The 25,606-nt window shown below is 34.7% G+C and carries 19 protein-coding genes; 9 read left to right on the top strand and 10 right to left on the bottom strand.

Features of this window, described 5'->3' with window-relative positions; all coding sequences use genetic code 11:
• From atpD to ACKOWY_RS04845, 6 genes are all read right to left on the bottom strand, one after another.
• Positions 1-1,460, bottom strand: a 1,460-nt coding sequence (atpD, locus tag ACKOWY_RS04870) for a F0F1 ATP synthase subunit beta (protein ID WP_408940323.1), incomplete at its 3' end; no start/stop codon positions are given.
• 224 nt (positions 1,461-1,684) lie between these two features.
• Positions 1,685-3,241 (bottom strand): G-D-S-L family lipolytic protein, encoded by a 1,557-nt coding sequence (locus ACKOWY_RS04865; protein ID WP_408940322.1) that lies wholly within the window; start codon positions 3,239-3,241, stop codon positions 1,685-1,687.
• A 28-nt stretch (positions 3,242-3,269) separates the two neighbouring features.
• The gene (locus ACKOWY_RS04860; protein WP_408940321.1) at positions 3,270-6,104 is read right to left on the bottom strand and encodes a TonB-dependent receptor; all 2,835 of its coding nucleotides are present in this window, start codon (positions 6,102-6,104) and stop codon (positions 3,270-3,272) included.
• Positions 6,105-6,271: 167 nt separating this feature from the next.
• Positions 6,272-8,119, bottom strand: a complete 1,848-nt coding sequence (gene glmS / locus ACKOWY_RS04855; protein ID WP_408940320.1) for a glutamine--fructose-6-phosphate transaminase (isomerizing) — start codon at positions 8,117-8,119, stop codon at positions 6,272-6,274.
• A gap of 11 nt (positions 8,120-8,130) precedes the next feature.
• The gene (locus ACKOWY_RS04850; protein ID WP_408940319.1) at positions 8,131-9,876 is read right to left on the bottom strand and encodes a DUF4270 domain-containing protein; all 1,746 of its coding nucleotides are present in this window, start codon (positions 9,874-9,876) and stop codon (positions 8,131-8,133) included.
• Between the two features lie 18 nt (positions 9,877-9,894).
• A complete protein-coding gene (locus tag ACKOWY_RS04845) occupies positions 9,895-10,698 on the bottom strand; it encodes a glycogen/starch synthase (protein WP_408940318.1) in 804 nt (267 codons plus the stop codon).
• Between the two features lie 108 nt (positions 10,699-10,806).
• On the opposite strand from ACKOWY_RS04845, the gene panC reads away from it, so the two are divergent.
• From panC to ACKOWY_RS04815, 6 genes are read left to right on the top strand one after another with little or no spacing between them, the layout of a single operon-like run.
• Complete coding sequence (gene panC, locus ACKOWY_RS04840; protein WP_408940317.1) at positions 10,807-11,655, top strand: pantoate--beta-alanine ligase; 849 nt, start codon at positions 10,807-10,809, stop codon at positions 11,653-11,655.
• Positions 11,656-11,669: 14 nt separating this feature from the next.
• Entirely contained in the window at positions 11,670-12,020 is a 351-nt protein-coding gene (panD, locus tag ACKOWY_RS04835) for an aspartate 1-decarboxylase (RefSeq protein ID WP_408940316.1), read from the top strand.
• A 3-nt stretch (positions 12,021-12,023) separates the two neighbouring features.
• Positions 12,024-12,983 carry a lysylphosphatidylglycerol synthase transmembrane domain-containing protein gene (locus tag ACKOWY_RS04830; protein ID WP_408940315.1) on the top strand — a complete coding sequence of 320 codons (960 nt, stop codon included), beginning with the start codon at positions 12,024-12,026 and terminating at the stop codon, positions 12,981-12,983.
• A gap of 49 nt (positions 12,984-13,032) precedes the next feature.
• Positions 13,033-14,178: an alpha/beta hydrolase gene (locus ACKOWY_RS04825; RefSeq protein WP_408940314.1), complete on the top strand. Its 1,146-nt coding sequence runs from the start codon at positions 13,033-13,035 to the stop codon at positions 14,176-14,178.
• Positions 14,178-15,536, top strand: coding sequence for a DNA repair protein RadA (gene radA / locus ACKOWY_RS04820; protein ID WP_408940313.1), 1,359 nt, complete (start codon positions 14,178-14,180; stop codon positions 15,534-15,536). The genes ACKOWY_RS04825 and radA overlap by 1 nt, the downstream gene beginning before the upstream one ends.
• A gap of 57 nt (positions 15,537-15,593) precedes the next feature.
• A complete protein-coding gene (locus ACKOWY_RS04815) occupies positions 15,594-17,396 on the top strand; it encodes a DUF4139 domain-containing protein (protein WP_408940312.1) in 1,803 nt (600 codons plus the stop codon).
• An 80-nt stretch (positions 17,397-17,476) separates the two neighbouring features.
• On the opposite strand, the gene ACKOWY_RS04810 is transcribed toward ACKOWY_RS04815, so the two are convergent.
• The 4 genes from ACKOWY_RS04810 to ACKOWY_RS04795 all read right to left on the bottom strand — a co-directional run bounded on the left by ACKOWY_RS04810 (position 17,477) and on the right by ACKOWY_RS04795 (position 22,306).
• Entirely contained in the window at positions 17,477-18,517 is a 1,041-nt protein-coding gene (locus tag ACKOWY_RS04810) for an aldo/keto reductase (protein WP_408940311.1), read from the bottom strand.
• Between the two features lie 241 nt (positions 18,518-18,758).
• On the bottom strand, positions 18,759-19,157 hold the full coding sequence (mscL, locus tag ACKOWY_RS04805; protein ID WP_408940310.1) for a large conductance mechanosensitive channel protein MscL: 399 nt from the start codon (positions 19,155-19,157) through the stop codon (positions 18,759-18,761).
• A gap of 75 nt (positions 19,158-19,232) precedes the next feature.
• The gene (locus tag ACKOWY_RS04800) at positions 19,233-21,677 is read right to left on the bottom strand and encodes a bifunctional UDP-N-acetylmuramoyl-tripeptide:D-alanyl-D-alanine ligase/alanine racemase (protein ID WP_408940309.1); all 2,445 of its coding nucleotides are present in this window, start codon (positions 21,675-21,677) and stop codon (positions 19,233-19,235) included.
• Positions 21,678-21,688: 11 nt separating this feature from the next.
• Positions 21,689-22,306 (bottom strand): thymidine kinase, encoded by a 618-nt coding sequence (locus ACKOWY_RS04795; RefSeq protein WP_408940308.1) that lies wholly within the window; start codon positions 22,304-22,306, stop codon positions 21,689-21,691.
• A 188-nt stretch (positions 22,307-22,494) separates the two neighbouring features.
• Between ACKOWY_RS04795 and ACKOWY_RS04790 the strand changes: the two genes are divergently transcribed.
• From ACKOWY_RS04790 to recJ, 3 genes are all read left to right on the top strand, one after another.
• Positions 22,495-23,487 (top strand): hypothetical protein, encoded by a 993-nt coding sequence (locus ACKOWY_RS04790; RefSeq protein ID WP_408940307.1) that lies wholly within the window; start codon positions 22,495-22,497, stop codon positions 23,485-23,487.
• A complete protein-coding gene (rsmI, locus tag ACKOWY_RS04785) occupies positions 23,488-24,165 on the top strand; it encodes a 16S rRNA (cytidine(1402)-2'-O)-methyltransferase (RefSeq protein ID WP_408940306.1) in 678 nt (225 codons plus the stop codon).
• Positions 24,166-24,182: 17 nt separating this feature from the next.
• Positions 24,183-25,606 (top strand): single-stranded-DNA-specific exonuclease RecJ (gene recJ / locus ACKOWY_RS04780; RefSeq protein ID WP_408940305.1); only part of this gene is annotated, 1,424 nt, incomplete at its 3' end.

Genomic DNA, 25,606 nt, shown 5'->3' with positions numbered 1-25,606 from the left:
CCTTTAAGGTTGAAGGCAGCTTCTGGCAAGTGATCTAATTCACCGTCAATAATCATATTAAATCCTTTGATGGTATCTTTGATGTCAACTAACACTCCAGGAATACCTGTAAATTGCTCCGCTACGTGGAATGGTTGAGATAAGAAACGTTGCACTCTACGTGCTCTTGATACGGCTAATTTATCTTCTTCTGACAACTCTTCCATACCAAGGATAGCAATGATATCTTGAAGTTGTTTGTATTTTTGAAGAATCTCTTTTACTCTTTGAGCGCAGTTGTAATGATCTGCACCTAAAATTTCTGGAGTTAAAATTCTTGAAGTAGAATCTAATGGATCTACCGCTGGATAAATACCTAACTCAGCAATTTTACGAGACAATACTGTTGTTGCATCTAAGTGGGCAAATGTTGTTGCCGGTGCTGGATCTGTTAAGTCATCCGCAGGTACGTAAACCGCTTGTACAGATGTAATCGATCCTTTTTTAGTTGAAGTAATACGCTCTTGCATCGCTCCCATTTCGGTTGCTAATGTTGGTTGGTATCCTACCGCAGATGGCATACGACCTAAAAGTGCCGATACCTCAGAACCTGCTTGTGTAAAACGGAAGATATTATCAACGAAGAAAAGTACGTCTTTACCTTGATCTGAACCAGCTCCATCACGGAAATATTCTGCGATAGATAATCCTGATAAAGCAACACGTGCTCTAGCTCCTGGTGGCTCATTCATTTGACCGAATACGAAAGTAGCTTTAGAATCTCTCATTCCTGGTTTGTCTACTTTAGATAAATCCCATCCTCCATTTTCCATAGAGTGCATGAATTCTTCTCCGTATTTAATAATTCCTGACTCTAACATCTCACGAAGTAAGTCATTTCCTTCACGTGTTCTTTCACCTACTCCTGCGAATACAGAAAGACCACCGTGACCTTTAGCGATATTGTTAATTAACTCTTGAATCAATACTGTTTTACCAACTCCAGCTCCACCAAACAATCCAATTTTTCCTCCTTTTGCATAAGGCTCAATCAAATCGATTACTTTAATTCCGGTGAATAATACTTCTGAAGAGGTAGATAAATCTTCAAATTTTGGAGCAGAACGGTGAATAGATAAACCGTTATCTCCAGATTTTGGTAAATTTCCTAAACCATCAATAGCATCTCCAATTACATTAAACAAACGTCCGTAAACATCTGGACCGATTGGCATTTGAATAGAACTACCAGTTGAAACTACATCTGTACCTCTACTTAATCCGTCTGTAGAGTCCATAGAAATAGTACGAACGGTGTCTTCTCCAATGTGAGATTGTACTTCTAATACTAAAATAGTACCGTCTTGTTTAGTGATTTCTAATGAATCGTAAATTTTTGGTAATTCGGTCTCTTTAGTGTTGAATACTACGTCAACTACTGGTCCGATGATTTGAGAAACTTTTCCTATTGCTTTTGACATTGCTTATGTATTTATTTAATAGCGATTTAGAAATGAAAAAATAATGTCTTTTTTCAGAGTGCAAAGATAAATTTTATAAATAGAAAATCAATAGCAAAAGGAGATTTTTTTAGGAATTTTTTGACTTTTTTTAAGTCCAAATAACTTATTGTCGAGAAATCAATATTGTAGAAATAAAAAACCACCAACTTTCATTGGTGGTTTTGACATTTATATGTTTATAATTATAAAGAAGCTGGGAAAAGCGTTCTATAATTACCTACATCTGGTCCTTTTAAATTAGAACCATATTTTGCATTAATAGCCTCAATAAATTTGTTTGCAATAAGTGCATATCCTTTAGGGCTTGGGTGAACTCCGTCTAATGAGAAAGCGTTACCCGTCACAAAAGTTGAAGTGAAGTTAAATCCATTATAAGAAACTCCTCCATTTGCAACTTGTGCCATAACTGCATTAGCATTAACAAAAGCCAATCCTTTTGTGTTTGCAATAGATTGAATTGAACTATTGTAAGCGTCTGTAGCAGCCACAACTTCTGCAGTTTCTGAAGCAGTTAATGTGGTGCTATCTTGCATAGGATAAGACACTCCAACAGTATTAAATGGCGCAGGCGCACCCGATTGAGTTGTTCCGATAACTGTTTGTGCCGTTAATAAAATATAATCTCTAGCTCCTGTATCTTTAGCATGTCTTGCTCTACCATATAAATTACCAACATAAGCAGCAGTAGTAGCTCCTAAAGCAGGAGTAAGCGCTCCTGTAATGTAGGTAGCTAAGTTAGGTAAACTTTCATCATTGATAAGTAATGGATTTTTTTCAGTTGTAGCAGGGTTATTATCGTCTGCAACAATAGTAGAAAATCTATTTGGTTGACCTAATGTAGTTGTTATTTGATTAATTGCACCAAACAATTGGTTTAATTGAGCTGCACTTGCCGCCGGTAAACCAGGAATTGGATTTGTTGGAACTGTCGTAAAGAAAGGCACTGAAGTTACATAAGGAATGTTTGCAACAACACCTTTAGCCCCATTTGCTGTTAACCCATTAACAATATTACTGTATACAGAAGCAAAAGCTGTTGGATCTGTAATATCATTAGGACCATAAGTAGCTGGATTTGTATTACCTGTTTGGTTTACACCAGTTCCCCCTGATGTTGCATAAGACAACACATCATTATTTCCAATCCAAAGAGAGAAAAAGGTTGGATTTTGAGCTACTGCATCTCCTAAAACTGTTGCTGAACTTGAAGAAGCAAAACGAACAAAATAAGGATTTGCGTAAGATCCAATACCGGCAGGGTTTCCGTATGTATTTGATAATAAGTGGAAACTTTTTGCACCCGGTACTCCCATATTATTAAAAGGACCTGTTAAGTGATTTAAAATCTCCGTACTTGGCGTACCTGAAACTGGCGCTAAAGGTGCGCTTTGGTTTCCAGTGTAATATAATCTTGGTCCACTTGCAACAGTACCACCAACTTTAAAACCTCCTACGTTATCTGCCATAAATGGAGTAGAAAAACTACCACCTCCTACTAATGCAAATTTTTCTGCCAATAAAGCTGGATAAGCTCCTTTTTGCCCTTCAATAAAAAGAGCACCATCACTATATCCTGAAGTTAATGAATTTCCTAATGCTACATATTTAGAAAAGTTAGCACTTCCCGAAGTTAATGGTAAACCATCTGATGAATTTGCATCTGTGATTACCTCATCATTTTTACTACAAGCTACAAAGGTTAAAGAAACCAAGAATAGCCATTTAATATTTTTTATCATAATAGTATAATATTAGTTATAATTGAAATTAAGGATTGATAGTTAAAGATGCGAAATATTGTTGCCCAATCATACCAGCTCCAAGAACTTGTTGGTATTCTTTACCACCAAGATTAGCAGCACCGATTTTAATAATCGATTTTAATTTTGGTAATGCATAATTAATTTGAGCATCAATTACAGTTGCAGCATCGATCATACCATCAGCAAAAGTAGATTGCCATAAGTACCCTGTATTCCAACGACCGCTAATGTTAAATCCAAAGTTTTTGAATAATTTCTCATTACTTAATGAAGCTTTTACTCTGTGTTTTGGTGTGTTGAATCCAGCTTCAAAACTTGGATCTTGTGATTGATCAAAATCAAATTGAGCATAATTATAATTAGCACTTAATTCAAAATCTTTGTAAACTTTTTTACCAACACCCACTCCAAATCCTAAAGACTTGATTTCGATATTTGTATTTGTATATAACTGATAAGCTCTTGTGTTACCAGAAGTAATTGCATGGATAGATCTGAATCCAGCATCAGCAGGACCACCAGCAATGTTAGGGTTATCCATAGCAGTTCCATATAAAGGAGCAACAACGGTAAGGTTTCCTAAGAAATTATTATATACATTATAGTATCCGTTAATGTCATAAGAGAATCCTTTAACTTGGCCTCTGTAACCTAATTCAATGGCTTTAACCGTTTCTGGTTTTACATAACCCGCATTCGATTTTCTCAACAATGCAGCTGCAGCAACTGGATTAGACCCTGCTAAAGCAGCAAAAGCTTGAACAGACGCAGCAGTATATGAATTGTTATATGCATTTAAACCGGTCATTACAACAGAAGTTCCTCCTGCAAAAGCTTGACCTACAGCTGTAGCTACAGGTAAAGTTTCAGAATATCTAACTAAGTTGTCTGGAGCAGAACCTACTAATACCGCGCTACCTACGTTAAATCCAATGTATTGATCTTGTGTAGTAGGGTTACGGAAACCAGTTTGGAAAGATCCTCTAAAAGTGTGATTTTTTTGTGATCCTGCAGAGTATACAGCAGAAATTCTTGGAGAGTAATTACCGTCAAAGTTTTTAGATTTATCATAACGAATAGATCCTGTAAGTTTCAAACGATCGTCCATTAATTTCTTTTGTAATTGAGTATAAACTCCATACTCATTATAGTTAATTGGACCCGTAGCATCTGTATAAATTCTTCCGTGAGAGTTCAATTGGTATTGTCTGTATGATCCTCCAACTTGAATTTCTATCGGTTTGAAAACATCTTTAAAGTTGTAATTTGCATCTGAGTGGTAAATTCTTGAATTATCTACTAATTTAGAACCCGAAAGTACATCTGGATTAGAAATTACATTATTAAAAGCTGCTTTAAACGCATCGGTACCTGGAATCAATCTTCCTGTATCTGCTACTGCTCTTGCAGCTGCATGTGCTTGATCTGGAGTAGCACCACCTAAAGTTGATTGAATATATTGTCCTGCATATTGACCAAACCAAGTTGCATCACTTTTCCATGCTCTGTTAACATTAAGCGCAGTAAATAACATGTCGTATGATTTTCCACCATCTTCAGTTGTGGTATATCCTCTCAAGAAGAAATTTTTCCCTTTAAATTCTAATTTATGTTGTTCCATAAAGAAGTCATTCAAGTAATATCTGTTAGCACCTTGGTAAACGGTATTTCCGAATCCAAATTTGCTTTGCCAAATAATTTCTAATTTTTCATTACCAAATGGTCTAGCATGTAAAGAGAAATCTATTTTAGCATTTCTAACTTTATTATCAGTTAAATCTACCTCGTTATAACCTGTTCTACTTACATTATAATTAGGTAATAAGTTAACTGCTGAAGCTGGGATCAACCCCAATGTAGCAAGTGTTTGACCTACATTTTTAATGTTAGTTGTTGCCTCATCACCATATACGTTAAGTCCGTTATAGTTATAATAAGTTCTATCTTTTCCAGGATTATTAATATCTCTATAATCTGTTGCAAACCAGTCGGTAGCTTTTAAGAATGAAAAGTTTGCTTTAGCAGCAAAATGACTGTCAAATGCATGAGCTACTCTTACTCCATAATCAGAATAATCATTAACTCCTGCAGCTTTTTGAGAAGTTTGTCCGTATTTCACATAAGCAGATACTCCTTGACTTGTGAACGGGCTTTTACTATTCATAAATAAAATACCGTTAAATGCATTAGCCCCATAAAGAGCTGAAGATGCACCTGGAAGTAACTCAACGCTTTGAACATCAATTTCAGAAATACCAATCATATTTCCAATTACAAAGTTCAATAATGGAGAAGAGTTATCCATTCCGTCTACTAATTGCATGAAACGAGTATTAGATACAGTAGCAAATCCACGAGTATTGATAGATTTAAATGACATACTACTAGTGTTCATTTGAACTTCTTTAAGATTCTCTAATCCATCATAAAAAGTTGGAGAAGCCGATTTCTTAATGTCTTTAATAGTCATTCTTTCAATAGTAACCGGAGATTCTTTGATTCGCTCTGGTGTTCTAGAAGCAGCAACTACAATGTCGTCCAACTTGGTGTCCTCCATTTGTAATACCACATCAATTTTTTTAGAAAAAGAAGTAATTTGTATTTTTTGCATAGCAAATCCAATACTTGAAACTTCAATTGTAAATGGAACTTTTGCAGGTGTTTTTAATACAAATTTTCCTGTTGCATCAGTGATGGCACCAAGTGACTCACCTGAAACTTTTACGTTTACACCAGGAATCGGTTCATTTTTAGCATCTTTTACTGAACCTGAGATCGAATTTTGAGCAAAAGAAATGCTACAAAAAAACAATGTCAAAATAAAATAATAAATCTTCATTAGGTTTAATTTTTGTTGGTTTAAGTAGCCAAAGTACAAATTTTTTTTAAATTAATAAAAAATGACTGTATAATTTTACTTTTTATCAATTTATAAGTAATTCCTTAACTAACTAAAACAAAAAAAGCGAAACACTCGTTTCGCTTTTTTGTGTAAATAAACAATCCTTATTCTACTGTAACTGATTTAGCTAAATTTCTTGGTTGATCTACGTTACAACCGCGCAATACCGCAATATGATACGACAATAATTGCAAAGGAATTGTTGTTAATAGCGGTGATAAAGCGTCTGAAGTTTCTGGAATTTCAATCACATGATCTGCCAATTCTTTTACTTGACTATCCCCTTTTGTAACTATGGCAATTATTTTCCCACTTCTTGATTTTATTTCCTGAATATTACTCACCACTTTATCATAATGCCCTTGTTTTGGAGCAATGACAATTACTGGCATTTTTTCGTCAATAAGTGCAATAGGACCATGTTTCATCTCGGCAGCAGGATAACCTTCTGCATGGATATAAGAAATCTCTTTTAATTTCAAAGCGCCTTCCAAAGCTACTGGGAAATTATACCCTCTACCAAGGTAAAGACAATTTGTAGCGTCTTTATAAATTGCAGCTATTTTTTTAGCAATATCATTGGTTTCAAGAGTTTCGGTTACTTTCTCTGGAATTAGCTCAAGTTCTTGTAAATATCTAAAGTAATCTGAAGTTGAAAGCGTACCTTTTGCTTTGGCCAAACGCAAAGCCATCATGGTAAGTACCGTAATTTGTGTAGTAAATGCTTTGGTTGAAGCCACTCCAATTTCGGGACCTGCATGAGTGTAGGCTCCTGCATGTGTTTCACGCGAAATAGAAGACCCTACTACATTACAAACCCCAAATACAAAGGCTCCTTTTTCTTTAGCTAATTTAATAGCTGCTAATGTATCTGCCGTTTCTCCCGATTGTGAAATTGCAATTACAATATCTTTACTTGTAATAATTGGGTTTCTATATCTAAATTCGGATGCGTATTCTACCTCAACTGGTATTCGAGTAAATTCCTCAATTACATATTCTGCAACTAATCCGGCATGCCATGAAGTTCCACAAGCTATAATTAATATTCTATCGGCATTAAGAAATTTATCTAAATTATCTTCAATCCCCGACATTTGAATCAACCCAGTATTTGCATGAAGTCTACCTCTGTAGGTGTCTTTGATAACATTGGGCTGCTCGTAAATTTCTTTAAGCATAAAATGATCATACCCTCCTTTTTCAATTTGCTCCAAATTCATTTGCAACTCTTGAATATATGGGTCTACTAATTGATCATCTTTTATTCTTCTTATCTTTAATGGCTTCGCTAATCTTACGATTGCCATTTCTTCATCTTCTAAATAAATTGCATTAGAAGTATATTCTATAAAAGGGGTAGCATCTGAAGCAATGAAAAACTCATTTTCTCCTACACCAATTGCTAACGGACTTCCAAGGCGAGCAACCACAATTTCATCTGGTTTTTTCTTATCAAAAACACAAATAGCATAAGCTCCCACTACTTGATTTAAAGCAACCTGAACGGCTTTACCAAGTTTTAAATTTTCTTTTTTCTGAACTTCTTCAATTAGGTTTACCAATACTTCGGTATCCGTATCTGAAGAAAATACATACCCTCTTTTAATTAATTCCTTTTTTATTGGTTCATAATTTTCAATGATTCCATTATGAACAATGCAAAGATCTCCCGAATTGGAAACATGAGGATGTGAATTTACATCGTTTGGAACACCATGCGTTGCCCATCTTGTATGGCCAATTCCAATGGTTCCGTTTATTGTAATATCTATATTTGATTTTTCTTCAAGGTCAGAAACTTTACCTTTTGTTTTAGAGATTTTTAAGTTTTCTCCGTCATAAAGCATTAATCCAGCGCTATCGTAACCTCTATATTCTAGACGTTTTAATCCTTTAATTACAATAGGGTATGCTTCACGATGTCCAATATATCCAACAATTCCGCACATAAATGGTTTGTTTAGTCAGGTTTAGTATAATAGATTTCTAATTTCAATCTTTTGTTGTAATCTGGATCGCCTGATGGAATATTACTTCCATATAAAACGGTACCTAACGGATTAGCGATTGTCATCATTGGAATGTATTTACTTTGAAATAAATTGCTTCCTGTTCCGCTAGAAAATGGTGAATTCAAATAATAATTTAAGGCATTATTGATGTTTTCAGAAACTACCAATCCTAAACGTACATTTGTAGAATCTTTGGTAACCCCAGCACCCCCATATTTAATTAAGTTTCTTACGTGATTTGTAATATTAACTTTATAATACGTTCCTCTTTCACTGACTTTAGCATTTACTATTTTACCACTTTCATTTGATAAAATTCCACCAAAAATTAATTTATTGTATTTCGAATTAATGTAGGTTGTGGTGTAATCGGTATAATAATCTACAAGTGGTCTTCTGTTTTTCAAATCATACAAGAAAATTCTATTTGGCTCAATAGCATTAGCCATTGCATTTTTATTGATGAAAAAGGTAAGATTTGCTTCGTTAATCAACCATTTTTGTTTTCCATTGGCTGGATTTCTTAGATCATCCAATTCGTCTGAAACTCCATTAGGGGTATTCACTAAGTTTCCATTAATATCATAGCCTTTTACATCGGTCTTATCAAACAAGTCGATGATTGCCATAGAACCATCGCCTCCTTTTAAGAAAAGATTCCGATCTCCGGCAGTTGGATTTGGAGTTACATAACCCGGAAAGGTATTATCATTGTTAAGTAGGTTTACACTATTTCCAGATAAATTAAGAGCTAACGTTTTTCTCACAGGAGCTGCAGTATCTGTAGCAGAAACTTTATCATGATAAACAATAGTGACCACTCCACTAGTAAAATTCATCATTGCAAGTGTCCCTTGATTAGGAGAAGAAGCCGCACTTTCAACTTTAAAATACAATCCTCTAAAGTAGTTTTTAAAAACATTATTATTAAATAACTTTCCTGCTGGAGCCTGTAATATTTTATTATTAAAGAAATTTTTATCTAAATTTAAAAACAATCCCGGTGCTTTTCTTTCTGAAACAACAGTTGTTCCTGGTGTTCCATCCGCATTATTTTTATAAAACTTAATCTGACTATTGCTGAATGCAAACTCATTATTTTGGCTATAATCTACCGCTGTAATTTTTGGATCTGCATTCTTATTATCATTATTTAATTTAAATCCTCCATTATTCGCATCAAAATCGGGTTGTTGATTGGAATAATATTTTTGTGGCTGTTGAAATCCGGTAGTAGGATCTAAATTTTCTAAAAACTTAGTTGATTCATAAACACTTAATTTTATTTTCCCTGATCCTTTTAAAGAATCTAATGTATATGAACTATCTCCTGTGTCAGAATCCGTACTTACAAAGGTGCTAAAATAAGGTACGTAAATGTAAACTGAGTCAATTACAGGCGCATAAAAAGTAGGGTTTTCTACTGCTAATGAAATTTGACTTACAAAACTAGCCGTAGTTTTTCCAAAAACAGGACTGTTATAATATCCAAATTGGTTAATAGTTAAATTATTAGTTTGAACTGGACCTAAATTTTGATTGTAGGCTGTAACATTAGAATAGGCTACATCCATACCAAAGTGTGCATCGCCAACAATTCCTGTGTCCAGTTGGTTAACATCCTTATCGCAAGAGATAACCAAAACAATGATAAATAAAGAAATAAAGGATTTAAATAAGAAATTAAATTTCATGTTTTTGTTGTAATAATGTTATAACATCTTTTTATAAAAAGTAGTGTATGCCTCTGCAAATTTATCTTTCGATGCGAAAGGTAAAAAAGGTTTTTTCGAAGATTCTATAAATTTTGTTAAACTTGAAGAAAGATTTTCTGAAGCAATGATAACTGCATCGGAATGCATGATTGAAGTCTTAATTAAATTCTCATAATTTGGCACTTCCAATTCAGCAATAGCTTCTGCAGGAACTTGGTCAAATTTAATTTTATTAATCATTTCTGCATCCAAACTGCCATCAAACGATTGTCCGTATACCGAAGTGACAATTTTAGTTTCCGAAAACAACGCTTCGTCTTTGTAAAAATGTTTCATGTAAACCGGAAGCATCGATGCCATCCAGCCGTGAACATGAATAATATCGGGAACCCAATTTAATTTTTTTACGGTTTCAACTACGCCCTTTGCAAAGAAAATTGCACGTTCGTCATTATCTGGATATAAAACACCATCTTCGTCAGAAAAAGTTGCTTTTCTTTTAAAATACTCGTCGTTATCAATAAAATAAACCTGAATTCGCTCTTTTGGAATGGACGCCACTTTAATAATTAAAGGCATATCCACATCATTCACCACTAAATTCATTCCCGACAAACGAATAACCTCATGCAATTGATGTCTTCTTTCATTAATATTTCCATACCTAGGCATGAAAATTCTAATTTGTCCTTCCTGATCATTTATCATTTTTGGCACGTCATAAGACATTAGAGAAACTTCATTCTCAGCCAAATAAGGCACTACCTCAGAAGAAACATACAATATTCTCTTGTCTTTCATAAAAAACTTTTATTTACTTATTGGCAATAAAAAACATGCAAAACTACAAAAATTTATGCAGATATTCACTAAATTACTAAGTTTGTACCCTTTTTTAATCTAATAGACATGCTCATTTTCAATAACAAAGCCGAATTGACTCAACACTTGCAGAGAATTTCTACTGCCAATTCAAGCATTGGTTTTGTGCCTACTATGGGAGCATTGCACCAAGGACATTTGTCATTATTAGAAAAATCAATTCAAAATAACAGCCTTACTGTAATTAGCATTTTTGTTAACCCAACTCAATTTAACAACCCAGAGGATCTTGAAAAATATCCGCGAACACTGGAGAATGATATCGAAAAAATAAAATCAATTTCTTCAGAAATCTTGGTATACGCGCCATCTGTTGAAGATATTTATGAAGGAAACACCACCTCTCAACATTTTGATTTTGATGGATTAGAACACCAAATGGAAGGCAAATTTAGAGCTGGTCATTTTGACGGTGTTGGCACAGTTGTAAAAAGATTGTTTGAAATTGTAAAACCAAACAATGCCTATTTTGGAGAAAAAGATTTCCAGCAATTACAAATTGTAAAAAAATTAGTTGAAAAAGAGAAGTTGCCTGTAACTATTATTGGATGTCCCATTTACAGAGAATCGAATGGCTTAGCCATGAGCTCGAGAAATGAGCGCCTAACTCCAGAAGAAAGAGAAAAGGCTTCAGTTATTTATAAAATTCTTGCCGAAGCAAAAGCGCTTTTTTCATCCGAAAATTGCCAATCAGTAAGAGAATTTGTTTCCAATGAATTTGAGAAAATTCCCGAATTTGATCTAGAATATTTTGAAATTGCCGATGAAGAAACTTTAATTTCTTGCGTTTCGAAAGAATCCAATAAAAATTATCGCGCATTTATTGCTGTTTTTGTCAACAAAATAAGATTGATTGATACTATTTCATTAAAATAATTTAACTTTGCCCCATGCAAATTCAAGTTGTAAAATCAAAAATTCATCGCGTTAAAGTTACTGGCGCTGATTTAAACTATATAGGTAGTATCACTATCGACGAAGCATTAATGGATGCTTCCAACCTAATTGAAGGTGAAAAAGTAGCTATCGTAAACATTAATAATGGAGAGCGTTTTGAAACGTATGCAATAAAAGGAGCACGAAATTCAGGCGAAATTACCCTTAATGGACCAGCCGCTCGAAAAGTACATACGGGGGATATCATTATTATTATTTCTTATGCCACTTTAGACTTTGAAGAGGCAAAAACTTTTAAACCTTGGCTCGTTTTCCCTAATGAAAACGATAATTCCTTGAAATAAACCTTGAAAGCTCAGCTAAGTAAATGGTTATCAATTACAGTTCCTATCTTCTTAGGGATATTCATTATTATATACCAATACAATAAATTTACCGAAGCCCAAATACAGGAAATTGTTGGCTATTTCAAAAACGCTAATTATTACTATGTTTTTCTATCGGTTATTGTTGGATTCTTAGGAAACACTCTAAGAGCCTACCGATGGAAATACATGCTGGATCACCTAGGTTATGATTCTACTTTTGCCAATAATTTCATGGCGGTAAATATTGGTTACTTATTGAATTTAACCGTTCCTAAATCGGGTGAGATTTCAAGAGCAGTAATTGTAAAAAAATACAACGAAATACCATTTGACAAAGGGTTTGGGACAATTGTTGCCGAGAGAATTATTGACATTTTCTTCTTGTTGTTTTTTATGCTACTTGCGGTTGTTTTGCAATATGATGTAGTAAAATCTTTCATCATAGATAAAATCCCAATGCAACTTTTAGCAATTTTATTTATTGCAGGAACGCTATCATTAATTGCCCTTTTCTTGGTTTACAAATATTCAAAAATCAAAATGGTATTGGTCTTCAAAGAAAAAATATCGGGTTTAAAAGAAGGGTTGTTGAGCGCTTTTCATATGGAAAAAAAAGGAGCCTACTTTTTTCAAACCGTAGTAATTTGGGTTTCCTACATGATAACTTATTATATCGCAACTAAGGTAATCCCTGAAACTTCCACACTTAGTGTTGGTGCAATAATAACCTCATTTGTAGTAGGAAGTATTGCCATTGCTTTTACCAATAGCGGCTTTGGTGCCTACCCGTTCCTAACTTCCAAAATATTATTGTTTTATGCTATTGCAGAACCTGCAGGCACTGCATTTGGATGGATAATTTGGACTTCCCAAATGCTTTTAATTATTTTCTTAGGAGTACTTTCCTTTATAATGCTTCCTATTATAAATAGAAAATAATTGCTATATTGCTTCTTTTTAAAACCAATCGTTTTTAAATTATTAATTTATGAAAAAGGTACTCCTTCTTTTGATGGTTGTAGTGTGCTACACCGGATTTTCTCAAAAAGTAAAAGATAGTGTTTTGGTGAAAAGTCAAAATATTTACAGAGAATTAACCATTTCACTACCTCCTTCCTATTCTAAAGACCTCAAAAAAACCTACCCATTATTATTTTTATTAGATGGCGATTATTTATTTGATCCGTTTGAAGGGGCTCTAAAATATGGTTACTATTGGGATGATTTGCCTGAGGTGATTATTGTTGGTTTATCACAAGATAAAGAACGAGAAGCCGATTCTACCTTAGATGAAACTTCGGGTTTACCTGATGGGCCTGGTGAAGAATTCTTCGAATTTATTGAGTCTGATTTGATCCCATTTGTTCAAAAAAATTACCGAATTTCTCCTTTTAAAATTATTGCAGGCCATGATGTAACAGCAAGTTATCTGAACTTATTTTTATACAAAGAGGCCCCATTATTTAATGCTTACATTTCTTTAAGCCCAGAACTTGGTCTGGATATGGAAACCCGAATTCCAGAGCGTTTGGCAGGTTTCAAACAAAATATTTTTTATTATCAATCGGCTGCCGACGGGGATATCAAAAAAATGAAAGAAAGAATTACAACATTAGATGCCAACATTAAAGCAGTAGTTAATCCAAAATTGAATTATAAATACGATGATTTTAAAGATGCGTCGCATTATTCTCTAGTTCTCTATTCTATTCCAAGTGCGTTGTATCAATTTTTTGCGCCTTATCAGCCTATCTCTATGACTGAGTTTTATGAAAAAATTGTAAAATTAGAGTCGGGTTATGTTACATATTTAAAAAACAAATACGACATTTTAGAAAATGCACTAAGTATAAAAATTAATATTCGTGTAAGCGATTTCAATGCAATTGAAGCCGCGATTTTAAAGAATAAAGCCTACCCAGAGTTAGAACAATTAGCCCAACTTTCTCGAAAAATGTATCCAAAAAGCATGTTGGCTGATTACCAAATGGCCCTATTTTATGAAAATACTGGAGATATAAAAAACGCGATGCGTTTTTACCAAAATGCATTTCAAATGCAGCCAATAGGGAATTTAACAAAAGACATGATGCTCGAAAAAGCGACCGAACTTAAATCGCAAATCAAAAAATAATGGCCAAACTTAAAACTTCTTTTTTCTGTCAAAATTGCGGCACACAATATGCCAAATGGCAAGGGCAATGCAACGCTTGCAAAGAGTGGAACACCATTGTAGAAGAACTTATTCAGAAAGAAGAAAAAAGCGGCTGGAAACCAACAACAGAAGTTAGAAAAGCAGCCAAACCTTTAAAAATTAAAGAAATAGATTCTTCACAAGAAGTGCGTTTGAACACACTTGACTCAGAATTAAACCGAGTACTTGGTGGCGGAATAGTTCCTGGCTCCTTAATACTCCTTGGGGGTGAACCCGGAATAGGAAAAAGTACTTTATTACTTCAAATATCTTTAAAATTACCTTACAAAACTTTATACGTTTCGGGAGAAGAAAGTCAGAAGCAAATAAAAATGCGAGCCGAAAGAATTACTCCAAATGGTGATAATTGCTATATTCTAACCGAAACCAAAACACAAAATATCTTTCAGCAAATTCAAGAAATAGATCCTGAAATTGTAATTATAGATTCCATTCAAACGCTGCATACCGATTACATAGAATCAACTGCAGGAAGCATTTCCCAAATTAGAGAATGCACTGCCGAGCTGATTAAATTTGCCAAAGAAACCAATGTCCCCGTTATTTTAATTGGACACATTACAAAAGACGGAACCATTGCCGGACCTAAAATCTTAGAGCACATGGTAGATACCGTATTGCAATTTGAAGGCGATCGAAATCATGTGTATCGAATTCTTCGCAGTTTAAAAAATCGTTTTGGTTCCACTGCAGAATTGGGAATTTATGAAATGTTAGGCTCTGGATTAAGAGAAGTTTCCAATCCTTCCGAAATATTGCTTTCGCACCGCGAGGAAGAACTTTCAGGAACGGCCATAGCCTCAACTCTAGAAGGCATGCGCCCATTAATGATTGAAATTCAAGCTTTAGTCTCTACTGCAGTTTATGCAACTCCGCAACGAAGTACCACTGGATACAATGCCAAAAGATTGAACATGCTTTTAGCTGTTCTAGAAAAACGAGCCGGGTTCAGATTGGGAACCAAAGATGTGTTCTTAAATGTTACCGGTGGAATTTCGGTGGATGACCCTGCAATCGACTTAGCCGTTGTAGCTGCCATCTTATCTTCAAATGAGGATATAGCTGTAGGGAAAGATGTTTGTTTTGCTGGTGAAGTCGGACTTTCGGGAGAAATTCGTCCGGTGAACCGAGTGGAACAACGCATTCAAGAAGCCGAAAAATTAGGCTTTGCCACCATTTTTGTATCCAAATACAATAAAATATCGATCAAAAATTCTATTATCAAAATTGTATTGGTTTCAAAAATAGAAGAAGTAGCCGAGCACTTATTTGGATAAAAAACTATATTTGTTGTTGGCTCGTTATGTAAAATTAATATTTTATACTAAAATCAAATGAAAAAATTCCTTCTTCTCACAATTCTGATTTCTACAATTAGTTATGCGCAAAAACCAATTTTTGCTTCCGCAAAGGTAAAATCTGCTACAGTATATTACAATGCCGCCGAATTGCAACAAACGACTTCGGTAACTCTTCCGGTTGGAACGAGTGAAATTGTCATTAAAAATGTAGCCGATTATTTGAATGAAAACACAGTTCAAATTGGAGCTCCCAATTCGGTTACTGTTTTGTCAGTTCAATTTACACAAAATTATATTTCTGAATATGAAATTGACGAAAGCAATCCAATCATTAAAAAAGTACGTGATAGTATTACTATTGTAAACAAAGAAATTGCAAAAATTCAAATTGAAAAAGTATCAAATTCAAAAACCATTGATTTATTAGATAAAAACCAAATGGTTGCTGGTGCTAATAGCGGATTGAATATTGCCGAACTTATTAAATTAGTAGACTACTACAAAGCCAAACGTAGTGAGTTAAACAATAGTATTACCCTACTTCAAGAAAAAGAAAACAAATTGAATGCACGTTTGCAAAATCTGAATGAAAAACTGGAAATAAATACTCAAAAAGAAGACAAGTCATCTGAAGGAAAATTAATAATTCAAGTGATGAATGAAATTGCTGGAAATGTGAATTTTGATATTAATTACATCACCAATAATGCCAATTGGAAGCCCTTTTATGACTTGCGTGCCAATAGTGTGAAAGACCCAATTAATATGATGTATAAAGCACAAGTTTCTCAAACAACAGGTATTGATTGGAAAAAAGTGAAACTAACTTTATCAAGTGGCAATCCAAATCAGAATAATCAAGCGCCTACTTTAGGAACTTGGTTTTTGAGATATGGATATAATGAAAATGATGTAATAAGCTCACTTTCAGGTAAAGTTGCTGGATTACAGATAACTACAGCTATGGGAATTAAGCAAGAAGAAAAAGACAAAAGAATTGTTCTACGTGGAAACAGATCTGTCTCTGGAGAAAACAATGCATTAGTAGTTATTGACAATCAGATTTCAACTGCTGAAATTATGAAACAATTACCTCCAGAATCAATAAAATCAGTTAATGTTTTAAAAGGGGCGCAAGGCGCTGCATTATATGGAGCACAAGGAGTAAATGGTGTAATCGTTGTTACAACAAAACAAATGGATGACTATACGACAATTAACGAAACCCAACTAAACGTTTCTTTTGATATTGACATTCCGTATGATATTTTATCCAACGGGAAAGCACATTCGGTGGCTTTGAAAGAAATAAAATTACCTGCTACTTACAAATATTATGCTGCACCTAGAGTAGAAAAAGAAGCCTTTTTATTAGCTGAAATTAATGATTATTCCAAATACAATTTGTTGCCTGGGGAAGCCAATATTATTTTTGAAGGATTATATGTTGGTAAAACCAACATCAATCCGAATCAAACAGCTGACACTTTGAATTTGAGTATGGGTAGAGACAAGAAAATCTCAATCAAACGTGAGAAAGTCGTGGATAAATCAGGCACCAAATTCTTGTCATCTTATAAAGAGCAAATGTTTACCTACGACATTACCATTCGAAATAATAAAAAAGAAGATATTGAAATGCTTTTAAAAGATCAATATCCATTGAGTTCTGATAAAGAAATCTCCATTGAATTATTAGAAGATGGCAACGCAAAAGTAAACTCTGAAACCGGTATTCTTAGTTGGGAATTGAAATTAACACCGAACGAAATAAAGAAAATTAGAATTAGTTATAAGGTGAAATATCCAAAGGATAAAGTTATTGAAAACTTGTAGTTATTAACTAATAAAAAAAGAGCATAAAGGTTTTAAATCTTTACGCTCTTTTTTTATTTTAATATGCTTGTGTTATAATGTTACGGAGCCGGATTCGGAATTAACTCTTGAATTTTATTAATTTCAGAAAGAATTTCAGGCGATAAAACAACTTCAAAAGCAGTAATATTTTCTTTCAATTGCTCTAAAGATGTTGCCCCAATAATGGTAGAGGTAACAAGATTTTGTTGGTTTACAAATGCAATTGCCATTTGGGCAATAGTCAAATTATTTGCTTCCGCTAACTCTTTGTATAACTTAATTGCTTTCACACAATTTTCACTAGTATATCTTGTGAATTGAGGAAATTTTGCCATTCGGTATTCTGGTTTTATTTCACCAAGGTATTTCCCCGAAAGCGATCCAAACCCTAAAGGGGAATAAGCCAATAAAGCAACATTTTCACGCAAACATATTTCAGACAATCCTACTTCAAACAATCGGTTTAATAACGAATACGGATTTTGAATAGTAGCAATTCTAGGTAAATTGTGTTTTTCACTTTCAACTAAAAAACGCATCACCCCAAACGGATTTTCATTTGAAACTCCGATATTTTTTATCTTCCCTTCTTTTATTAATCCATCAAAAATTGTAAGCACTTCAAAGATATTGTCTTTCCAATTGGCGTCAATAGTTGCCAATCCTCTTTGCCCAAACATATTCATTACGCGCTCTGGCCAATGCATTTGATACAAATCAATATAATCGGTTTGTAGGTTTTTCAAGCTTAAATTTACGGCATCATGAATGCTTTTTTTGGAAAAATCCAAAGGCTGACGAATGTAATCCAAACCCCGATTTGGACCTGCAATTTTAGTTGCAACAACTAATTTCTCTCTTTCAGAAGAGCCAATTTTATGCAACCAACTTCCAATGTGTCTTTCGGTGCTTCCCAAAATTTGAGCGTTACCACCAATGGGATACATTTCGGCAGTATCAATGAAATTAATACCTTTTTCTTTGGCATAATCCAATTGAGAATGGGCTTCTGCTTCTGTATTTTGATTTCCAAAAGTCATGGTCCCCAAACAAATGGTACTCACTTTTAATTCGGAATTGGGAAGGGTAATATAATTCATGGGTGTTGGATGAAATTAGAGCTACAAAAATACATTTTAGAATTCATTTTATTGGATAACATTTGTTAAACAAATGAAAAAACTAACAACAAAAAAGTAATAATTGAGTTTATGAAGTATTATTTTCAAATGTGAAATAATTGTTTAGTAAATAAAAGATGTAGTTGTGGATTCAAAATTAAAACACGAACGGCCTCCAATAGAGGCCGTTTTAGTAGGTTTTATTTAGGTAGGAGTTTTATTATTTTTTTAATAAATCTCTAATTTGGGTAAGCAATTCTTCCTGAGAAGGTCCAGCGGGAGCAACCGCAACTACTGGTTTTTTCATTTTGTTGTACGATTTGACGATGAGAAACATCACAAATCCAACCACTAATAGACTAATAATAGTGTTAATCCATTTTCCAACGGCAACAACATTTGCAGGAACTACAGTCCCATCAGCTTTCTTAGTGGCTTCATCTAGCGTATACGCGATAGAAGAAAAATCCATTCCACCAGAAAAATGGCCCACAATTGGCATGATAATGTCACCTACAAAACCGATGACTACCGCGCCAATGGCTCCCGCCATGATAACAGCAACTGCAAATTCTACAACATTGCCCGTCATAATAAAATTCTTGAATTCTTTTAACATAATTCTTTTTTTATTTGATTAATACTACGTGTTACTCAAATATAAAGAAAAAATGCCAATAAATGAAATTTGGAGTTATTCTCGATAAAATACCCTTTTTACCCTTTGAGATACACTTGTCATGATTTCGTAGGCAATGGTATTTAATTGTTTGGCCATAAAAGACACAGTTGGATTCGCTCCAAAAAGGATCACTTCGGCTCCTTCTTTGCAATCAATATCAGTGCAGTCTACCATAAGCATGTCCATACAAATACTTCCTACAATAGGTGCTTTCTTGTTTTTGATGACTACATAACCCACTCCATTTCCCCATTGGCGTGCTATTCCATCGGCATAACCAATTGGGATGGTGGCAATTTTGGTTGGTTTATCCGCCATGAATCTTCTGCTGTAGCCTACACTCTCTCCTGCTTGAATGGTTCTTATTTGGGAAATAATCGATTTAAGCGTTCCGACATTTTCCAATAATTTTTGTTCCTCTTCATCATTAGAAACTCCGTAAAGCCCTATTCCTAGGCGAACCATATCCATTTGCGCCTGTGGAAAATTAGAAATTCCAGAAGTATTTAAAATATGCAGAATTGGTTTTATTTGTAATTCTTCACAAATTTGGGACGCTAATTTTTTAAATAATTTTATTTGCGAAAGCGTAAAATCAAGGTGATTCATATCGTCGCTTGTTGCCAAATGCGATAAGATACTTTTCACTTCAACGGTTGGATTGTCTTTTAATTTTGAAATTAACTCCGCAACATTTTCTTCTTCAAATCCCAATCGGTGCATTCCGGTATCCAATTTAATGTGAATTGGAAATTTTTTAAGCTTCTTTTGTTCGGCAAGTTTTAAAAACGCATTTAGCCCTTTAAATGAATACATTTCGGGCTCCAGTTGGTGCTGAATGATGGATGCAAAACTGGTGCTTTCGGGATTCATAACCATAATTGGCAAATCTATCCCGGCCGTTCGTAAAGAGATTCCCTCATCGGCGAAAGCCACACCCAAATAATCCACCTTGTGGTGCGATAAGAGTTTGGCAATTTCAAATCCGCCGTTTCCGTAACCAACAGCTTTAACCATCACCATTAATTTGGTTTCTGGATTTAGCTTGGATTTATAGAAATTTAAATTATGACTGATGGCATTCAGGTTAATTTCAAGAACCGTTTCGTGGGTTTTTTCTTCCAAATAAGATACGATTTCTTCAAAAGAAAAGTGACGAGCACCTTTAACCAAAATGGTTTCATTCTCGAAAGTGATGGTATCAATTTGCACTAAAAATTTCTCGGTAGACTCAAACGCGAGGCAATTTGGAAACTTACTTTTGTAACCCGAAATGGTTTTCCCAATAACAATCACCCGGTTAATTTTGTTAGAAACAATTAAATGAGAAACTTGTGAATACAATTCTTCGGTCACCAATCCACTTTGAAAAATATCCGACAAAATGAGGGTTTTCTTTTTGAATTGCTTCTGACTTTCCAAGAAATCCAAAGCTATTTTAAGCGATTGAAAATCGGAGCTGTAACTGTCGTCAATAATGGTAGTATTGTTGCTTCCGTTTTTAACTTTTAATCGCATCTCCACCGGATACAATTGCAACATACGCTGCTGAATAATATCTTGATCGTAATTTAAATACAACATCACCATCAAGCATTGCAGGGCATTCTCAATTGAAGCCTGATCTGAAAACGGAATGGTAATGGTAAAACACAGTTTTTGAAAAGTGATTTTGAGCTCGGTTTTATCAGGGCTCTCTTTTGCAATTACAAAAACATCGGCTTTGCCATCATCGGAACTCCAAGTAAAAGTTTTTATTTTCGGATTTAAAAAAGCCTCAATTGTTCGGTTTTTATTCATGATGAGAACATCAACCGAAGAAAATAGCTTTAATTTTTCTTTTATTTTTTCGCCTGCATCGTGAAAACCTTCGTCGTGTGCCGAACCAATATTTGAAAATATTCCAATGGTTGGTTTTATAATTCGTTGCAGGTTTTCCATTTCATTGATAGTAGAAATCCCTGCTTCAAAGATGCCCAAATTGTGTTTTTCATTGATTCCTAAAACCGAAAGCGGCACCCCAACCTGCGAGTTGTAACTTTTAGGCGAACGAATAATATTATAATCGGGGCTTAATAAGAAATTCAACCATTCTTTAATGATGGTTTTCCCGTTGCTGCCGGTAATTCCGATAACCGGAAAATCAAAATCGCTTCGATAGGCCGCAGCAAAGGTTTGCAGGGCTTGCAATGTATTTTCTACCACTAGAAAATTGGCTTTTCCTTGAAGATTTGAAGGGATATAAGTCACCACAAAATTGGAAACTCCTTGTTCCAACAATTCGGCTACATAGTGATGCCCGTCGTGATTTGGGCCAAGCAAAGCAAAATATAAGGTGCTGCTGCTGTTTTGCAACGACCGACTATCTATAGAAATAGAATCAATAATTGCCACTTCGTTTTTGCCAATGAATTTGGCTTTAAGAATTGGAATGATATTTCGAATGGATAGCGTCAAATTGTATTAATTTATTCTTCAGAAATTTGTTCTGGATCGTTAACTTCCATATTATCACGCATGGCTCTAAAATAGGCTCCGCGACTTAATGGCTCGTATTCTTCGGTTTCTCCCAAGAGAACCAGATTATTGCTGTCGGCTTTTCTAAAACTATAATTTGCTAAGTTGCCCGTTCGGGTACAAACGGCATGTACTTTAGTAACATATTCGGCTGTCGCCATTAATGCGGGCATTGGGCCAAAAGGATTTCCTTTAAAATCCATGTCCAATCCGGCAACGATAACACGCACGCCCGAATTGGCCAAATCATTACAAATTTTTACAATTTCATCATCAAAAAACTGAGCTTCATCAATCCCTACCACATCACAACCTTGCGCCAAAATTGCAATATTGGCTGCAGCTGGAACTGGAGTGGAACGAATCTCATTTTTATTATGAGAAACCACCATTTCTTCATCATAACGAACATCAATTGCTGGCTTGAAAATTTCTACTTTTTGCTTTGCAAATTGTGCTCTTCGCAACCTACGGATGAGTTCTTCGGTCTTTCCGGAAAACATGGAACCACAGATAACTTCGATCCATCCAAATTGTTCTTTATGATTTACGGTATTTTCTAGAAACATTTTGTAAATTTAGACCTTAAAAAAGGAATTGTTTTTATTACTTTGTATGAAACAAAACGCCCTAAATATTTTATATATTTACGACGATTCAAATGTAGAAAATATTTATTAAGGTTGTTTCTTTCCTTAACAAAATAAAGTTTAAATTAATTACCCTAAAATAGCTAGTTACACAAATTTCAAAAGTCATGAAAAAAAAATTAGAATCCGAATTAATAAGTATTGCACACCGAATTTTAAAATTAAAAAATAAATCGGAGGTAGATCAATTGTATTTAGAAACTAGAAAATTATATGAAACTTTAGCTGTTTTAAAATTTTATGGTGATAATTACGAGCAATTAAAATCGGAGGTTTCTCAAGAAGAACTTGAAGAAAAATTAGCTGAAGCAGTCGCAACGATTGAGGAGGAAATTAAAGAAATGCCTCTAGAAGAAGTTGTGGCTAAAGAAGAACATGCAGAAACTGTTTTAGAAACTGTAGAAGAAGAGGAAATCGTTGAGGAAGATGAGGAAGTTGAAGATGAGGAAGTTGAAGATGAAGAAACTGAAGATGAATTAGAAGATCAAGAAGAGGAGGACAATGAAGAAGAGGAGGATGAGGATGTCGAAATAGATGACGAGGAGGAAAATGAAGAAGATGATGAGGATGAAGAAGATAAATTTGAAAATGCCATCCATTTTGAACCAATATTTGAATTAGCGGATGACTTTGAAGTAACTTCAGATGAAGGTGATGATAGTGAGGCCGACGAAGAAGAGGAAGCAGCATTTGAGCCAGAAACAAAAAAAGCGGAACCAAATAAAATTGAGTCGAGACAAATTTCTTTTGAAGATTTATTAGGCGAAAGTTTTAACGAGCCTGAGTTTGTTAAGCCAAATGATGTGGTAATTCCGCCCGCTTTAAAAGAAGTAATTGAAGAAAAACCATTGTCTTTAAATGACCAACATTCAAAAGCAATTAATATTGGAATGAACGATAGAATTGCATTTGTTAAGCATCTATTTGACGACAGTACCGAAGATTACAACCGCGTATTATCGCAATTAAATTCGTTTACAACCAAAGAAGAAGCGGTTGATTTTATTGAAGAAATCATCAAACCCGATTACAATAACTGGGATGGAAGCGAAGAATATGCGGAGCGCTTTATGGAAATTGTGAAGAACAAATTTAACTAAATGTCTAAACTTTATATTGTTCCAACACCCATTGGGAACCTTGAAGACATGACTTTTAGAGCAATAAAAGTTCTAAAAGAAGCCGATTTGATTTTGGCCGAAGACACACGAACGAGTGGAAAATTGCTAAAACATTTCGAAATTGCTACCCATATGCATAGCCACCACATGCATAACGAACACAAAACGGTGGATAATTTAATTGCACGATTGAAAGGTGGTGAAACCATAGCTTTGATAAGCGATGCCGGAACTCCAGCTATTTCAGATCCCGGTTTTTTATTAACCCGTGCTTGTGTTGAAAATAATATTGAAGTCGATTGTTTACCAGGTGCTACTGCCTTTGTACCGGCATTAGTGAATAGTGGATTGCCTAATGATCGCTTTATATTTGAAGGGTTTTTGCCCGAAAAAAAAGGAAGACAAACGCGTTTTTTGGCTTTAGCCGAAGAAACTCGAACCATGATATTTTATGTTTCCCCGCATAAATTAGTTAAAACCTTAACCGAATTCGTTCAGTATTTTGGCTCTGATAGACCGGTGTCTATCTCTAGAGAATTGACCAAAATGCACGAAGAAACCATCCGTGGTGCTGCCGATGAAGTACTGAAACACTTTGAAGCAAAACCTCCAAAAGGAGAAATTGTTGCCGTTGTTGGTGGCAAGAATGTGAAGTAACCTTTAATTTTATTACAATGCGGTGGACTCTTAAATCAAAGCCCGAAAAAGAGAAAGTTCAGAAACTACAAGACGAACTTCAAGTCGATGCCCTGATTGCAACCCTCTTGGTTCAAAGAGGTGTGGAAACCTATGAGCAGGCCAAAGCATTTTTTCGACCTTCACTAAACGATTTACACGATCCGTTTCTTATGAAGGACATGGATAAAGCGGTAGCTCGTATTGAAGAGGCGATTGATAATGGAGAAAATATTTTAGTTTTTGGAGATTATGATGTAGATGGAACCACGGCTGTTTCATTGGTTTCGAGCTATTTAAAAAGCTATTATTCCAATATTGCAACCTATATTCCGGATCGGTATAATGAAGGGTATGGCATTTCTTATGCCGGAATAGATTTTGCCGAAGACAATGAATTCACTTTAATCATTGCACTAGATTGCGGAATAAAATCGATTGATCATATTGCGTATGCAAAAGCAAAAAAGATCGATTTCATCATTTGTGATCACCACCGCCCTGGCGATGAATTGCCTAATGCCGTTGCGGTATTAGATCCAAAAAGAGCCGATTGTAGTTATCCGTATGATGAACTTTGTGGCTGCGGAATTGGGTTTAAATTAATTCAAGCCCTAGCTTCAAAAAGAGGCCAAACGCTAGAAGATTTACTTCTTTATTTGGACTTAGTTGCTACTGCAATTGCTGCTGATATTGTTCCGATTACAGGAGAAAATAGAATCTTGGCTAAATACGGTTTAGAGGTTATCAATTCGAATCCGAGACCTGGTATTAAAGCATTAATTCAGAATGTAAACAAAAAAATACTTACGATAACCGATGTGGTTTTTATTATCGCTCCGCGAATAAATGCTGCCGGAAGAATCAAACACGGTAATGAAGCCGTTGCGCTATTAACCGAGTACGATTTGGATCAAGCGGAACAATTTGCTTCCGAAATTGAGCAACACAATTCAGATAGAAAAGGGCTAGACAAACAAATTACGGTTGAAGCACTTGCTCAAATTGAAGCCAATAACGAGAAGGAAAATTTCACAACTGTTATTTACCAAGAAAATTGGCACAAAGGCGTAATTGGAATTGTAGCTTCCCGTTTAACAGAAACTTATTATCGCCCTACGATTGTTTTTACTAAAAGTGGCGACAAACTTGCTGCTTCTGCCCGATCGGTAAAAGATTTTGATGTGTACAATGCTATTGAAGCTTGTTCGGAACACTTGGAGCAATTTGGCGGACATAAATACGCTGCCGGAATGACCTTAAAGGAAGAGAATTATGAAGCGTTTAAAACTGCTTTTGAAAAGGAAGTTCGTAATACAATTTCTCCTGAATTACTTATTCCAGAAATTGAAATTGATGCAGAAATAAATTTATCTGAAATCACTCCGAAATTAATTCGGGTATTAAATCAGTTCGAGCCTTT

Source organism: Flavobacterium sp. (genome assembly GCF_046073885.1).
GTDB lineage: Bacteria > Bacteroidota > Bacteroidia > Flavobacteriales > Flavobacteriaceae > Flavobacterium.
The sequence above is the reverse complement of the archived record's forward strand: the minus strand, read 5'-3'. Positions and strand labels throughout refer to the sequence as shown.

Bases quoted from the DNA above. Each gene is read 5' to 3' on its own strand.
- ACKOWY_RS04860 (WP_408940321.1), bottom strand. From the start codon at position 6,104: ATGAAGATTTATTATTTTATTTTGACATTGTTTTTTTGTAGCATTTCT.
- ACKOWY_RS04795 (WP_408940308.1), bottom strand. From the start codon at position 22,306: ATGTTTCTAGAAAATACCGTAAATCATAAAGAACAATTTGGATGGATC.
- ACKOWY_RS04790 (WP_408940307.1), top strand. From the start codon at position 22,495: ATGAAAAAAAAATTAGAATCCGAATTAATAAGTATTGCACACCGAATT.
- panC (WP_408940317.1), top strand. From the start codon at position 10,807: ATGCTCATTTTCAATAACAAAGCCGAATTGACTCAACACTTGCAGAGA.
- ACKOWY_RS04850 (WP_408940319.1), bottom strand. From the start codon at position 9,876: ATGAAATTTAATTTCTTATTTAAATCCTTTATTTCTTTATTTATCATT.
- ACKOWY_RS04845 (WP_408940318.1), bottom strand. From the start codon at position 10,698: ATGAAAGACAAGAGAATATTGTATGTTTCTTCTGAGGTAGTGCCTTAT.
- ACKOWY_RS04810 (WP_408940311.1), bottom strand. From the start codon at position 18,517: ATGAATTATATTACCCTTCCCAATTCCGAATTAAAAGTGAGTACCATT.
- rsmI (WP_408940306.1), top strand. From the start codon at position 23,488: ATGTCTAAACTTTATATTGTTCCAACACCCATTGGGAACCTTGAAGAC.
- ACKOWY_RS04825 (WP_408940314.1), top strand. From the start codon at position 13,033: ATGAAAAAGGTACTCCTTCTTTTGATGGTTGTAGTGTGCTACACCGGA.
- radA (WP_408940313.1), top strand. From the start codon at position 14,178: ATGGCCAAACTTAAAACTTCTTTTTTCTGTCAAAATTGCGGCACACAA.
- glmS (WP_408940320.1), bottom strand. From the start codon at position 8,119: ATGTGCGGAATTGTTGGATATATTGGACATCGTGAAGCATACCCTATT.
- ACKOWY_RS04865 (WP_408940322.1), bottom strand. From the start codon at position 3,241: ATGATAAAAAATATTAAATGGCTATTCTTGGTTTCTTTAACCTTTGTA.
- ACKOWY_RS04815 (WP_408940312.1), top strand. From the start codon at position 15,594: ATGAAAAAATTCCTTCTTCTCACAATTCTGATTTCTACAATTAGTTAT.
- mscL (WP_408940310.1), bottom strand. From the start codon at position 19,157: ATGTTAAAAGAATTCAAGAATTTTATTATGACGGGCAATGTTGTAGAA.
- panD (WP_408940316.1), top strand. From the start codon at position 11,670: ATGCAAATTCAAGTTGTAAAATCAAAAATTCATCGCGTTAAAGTTACT.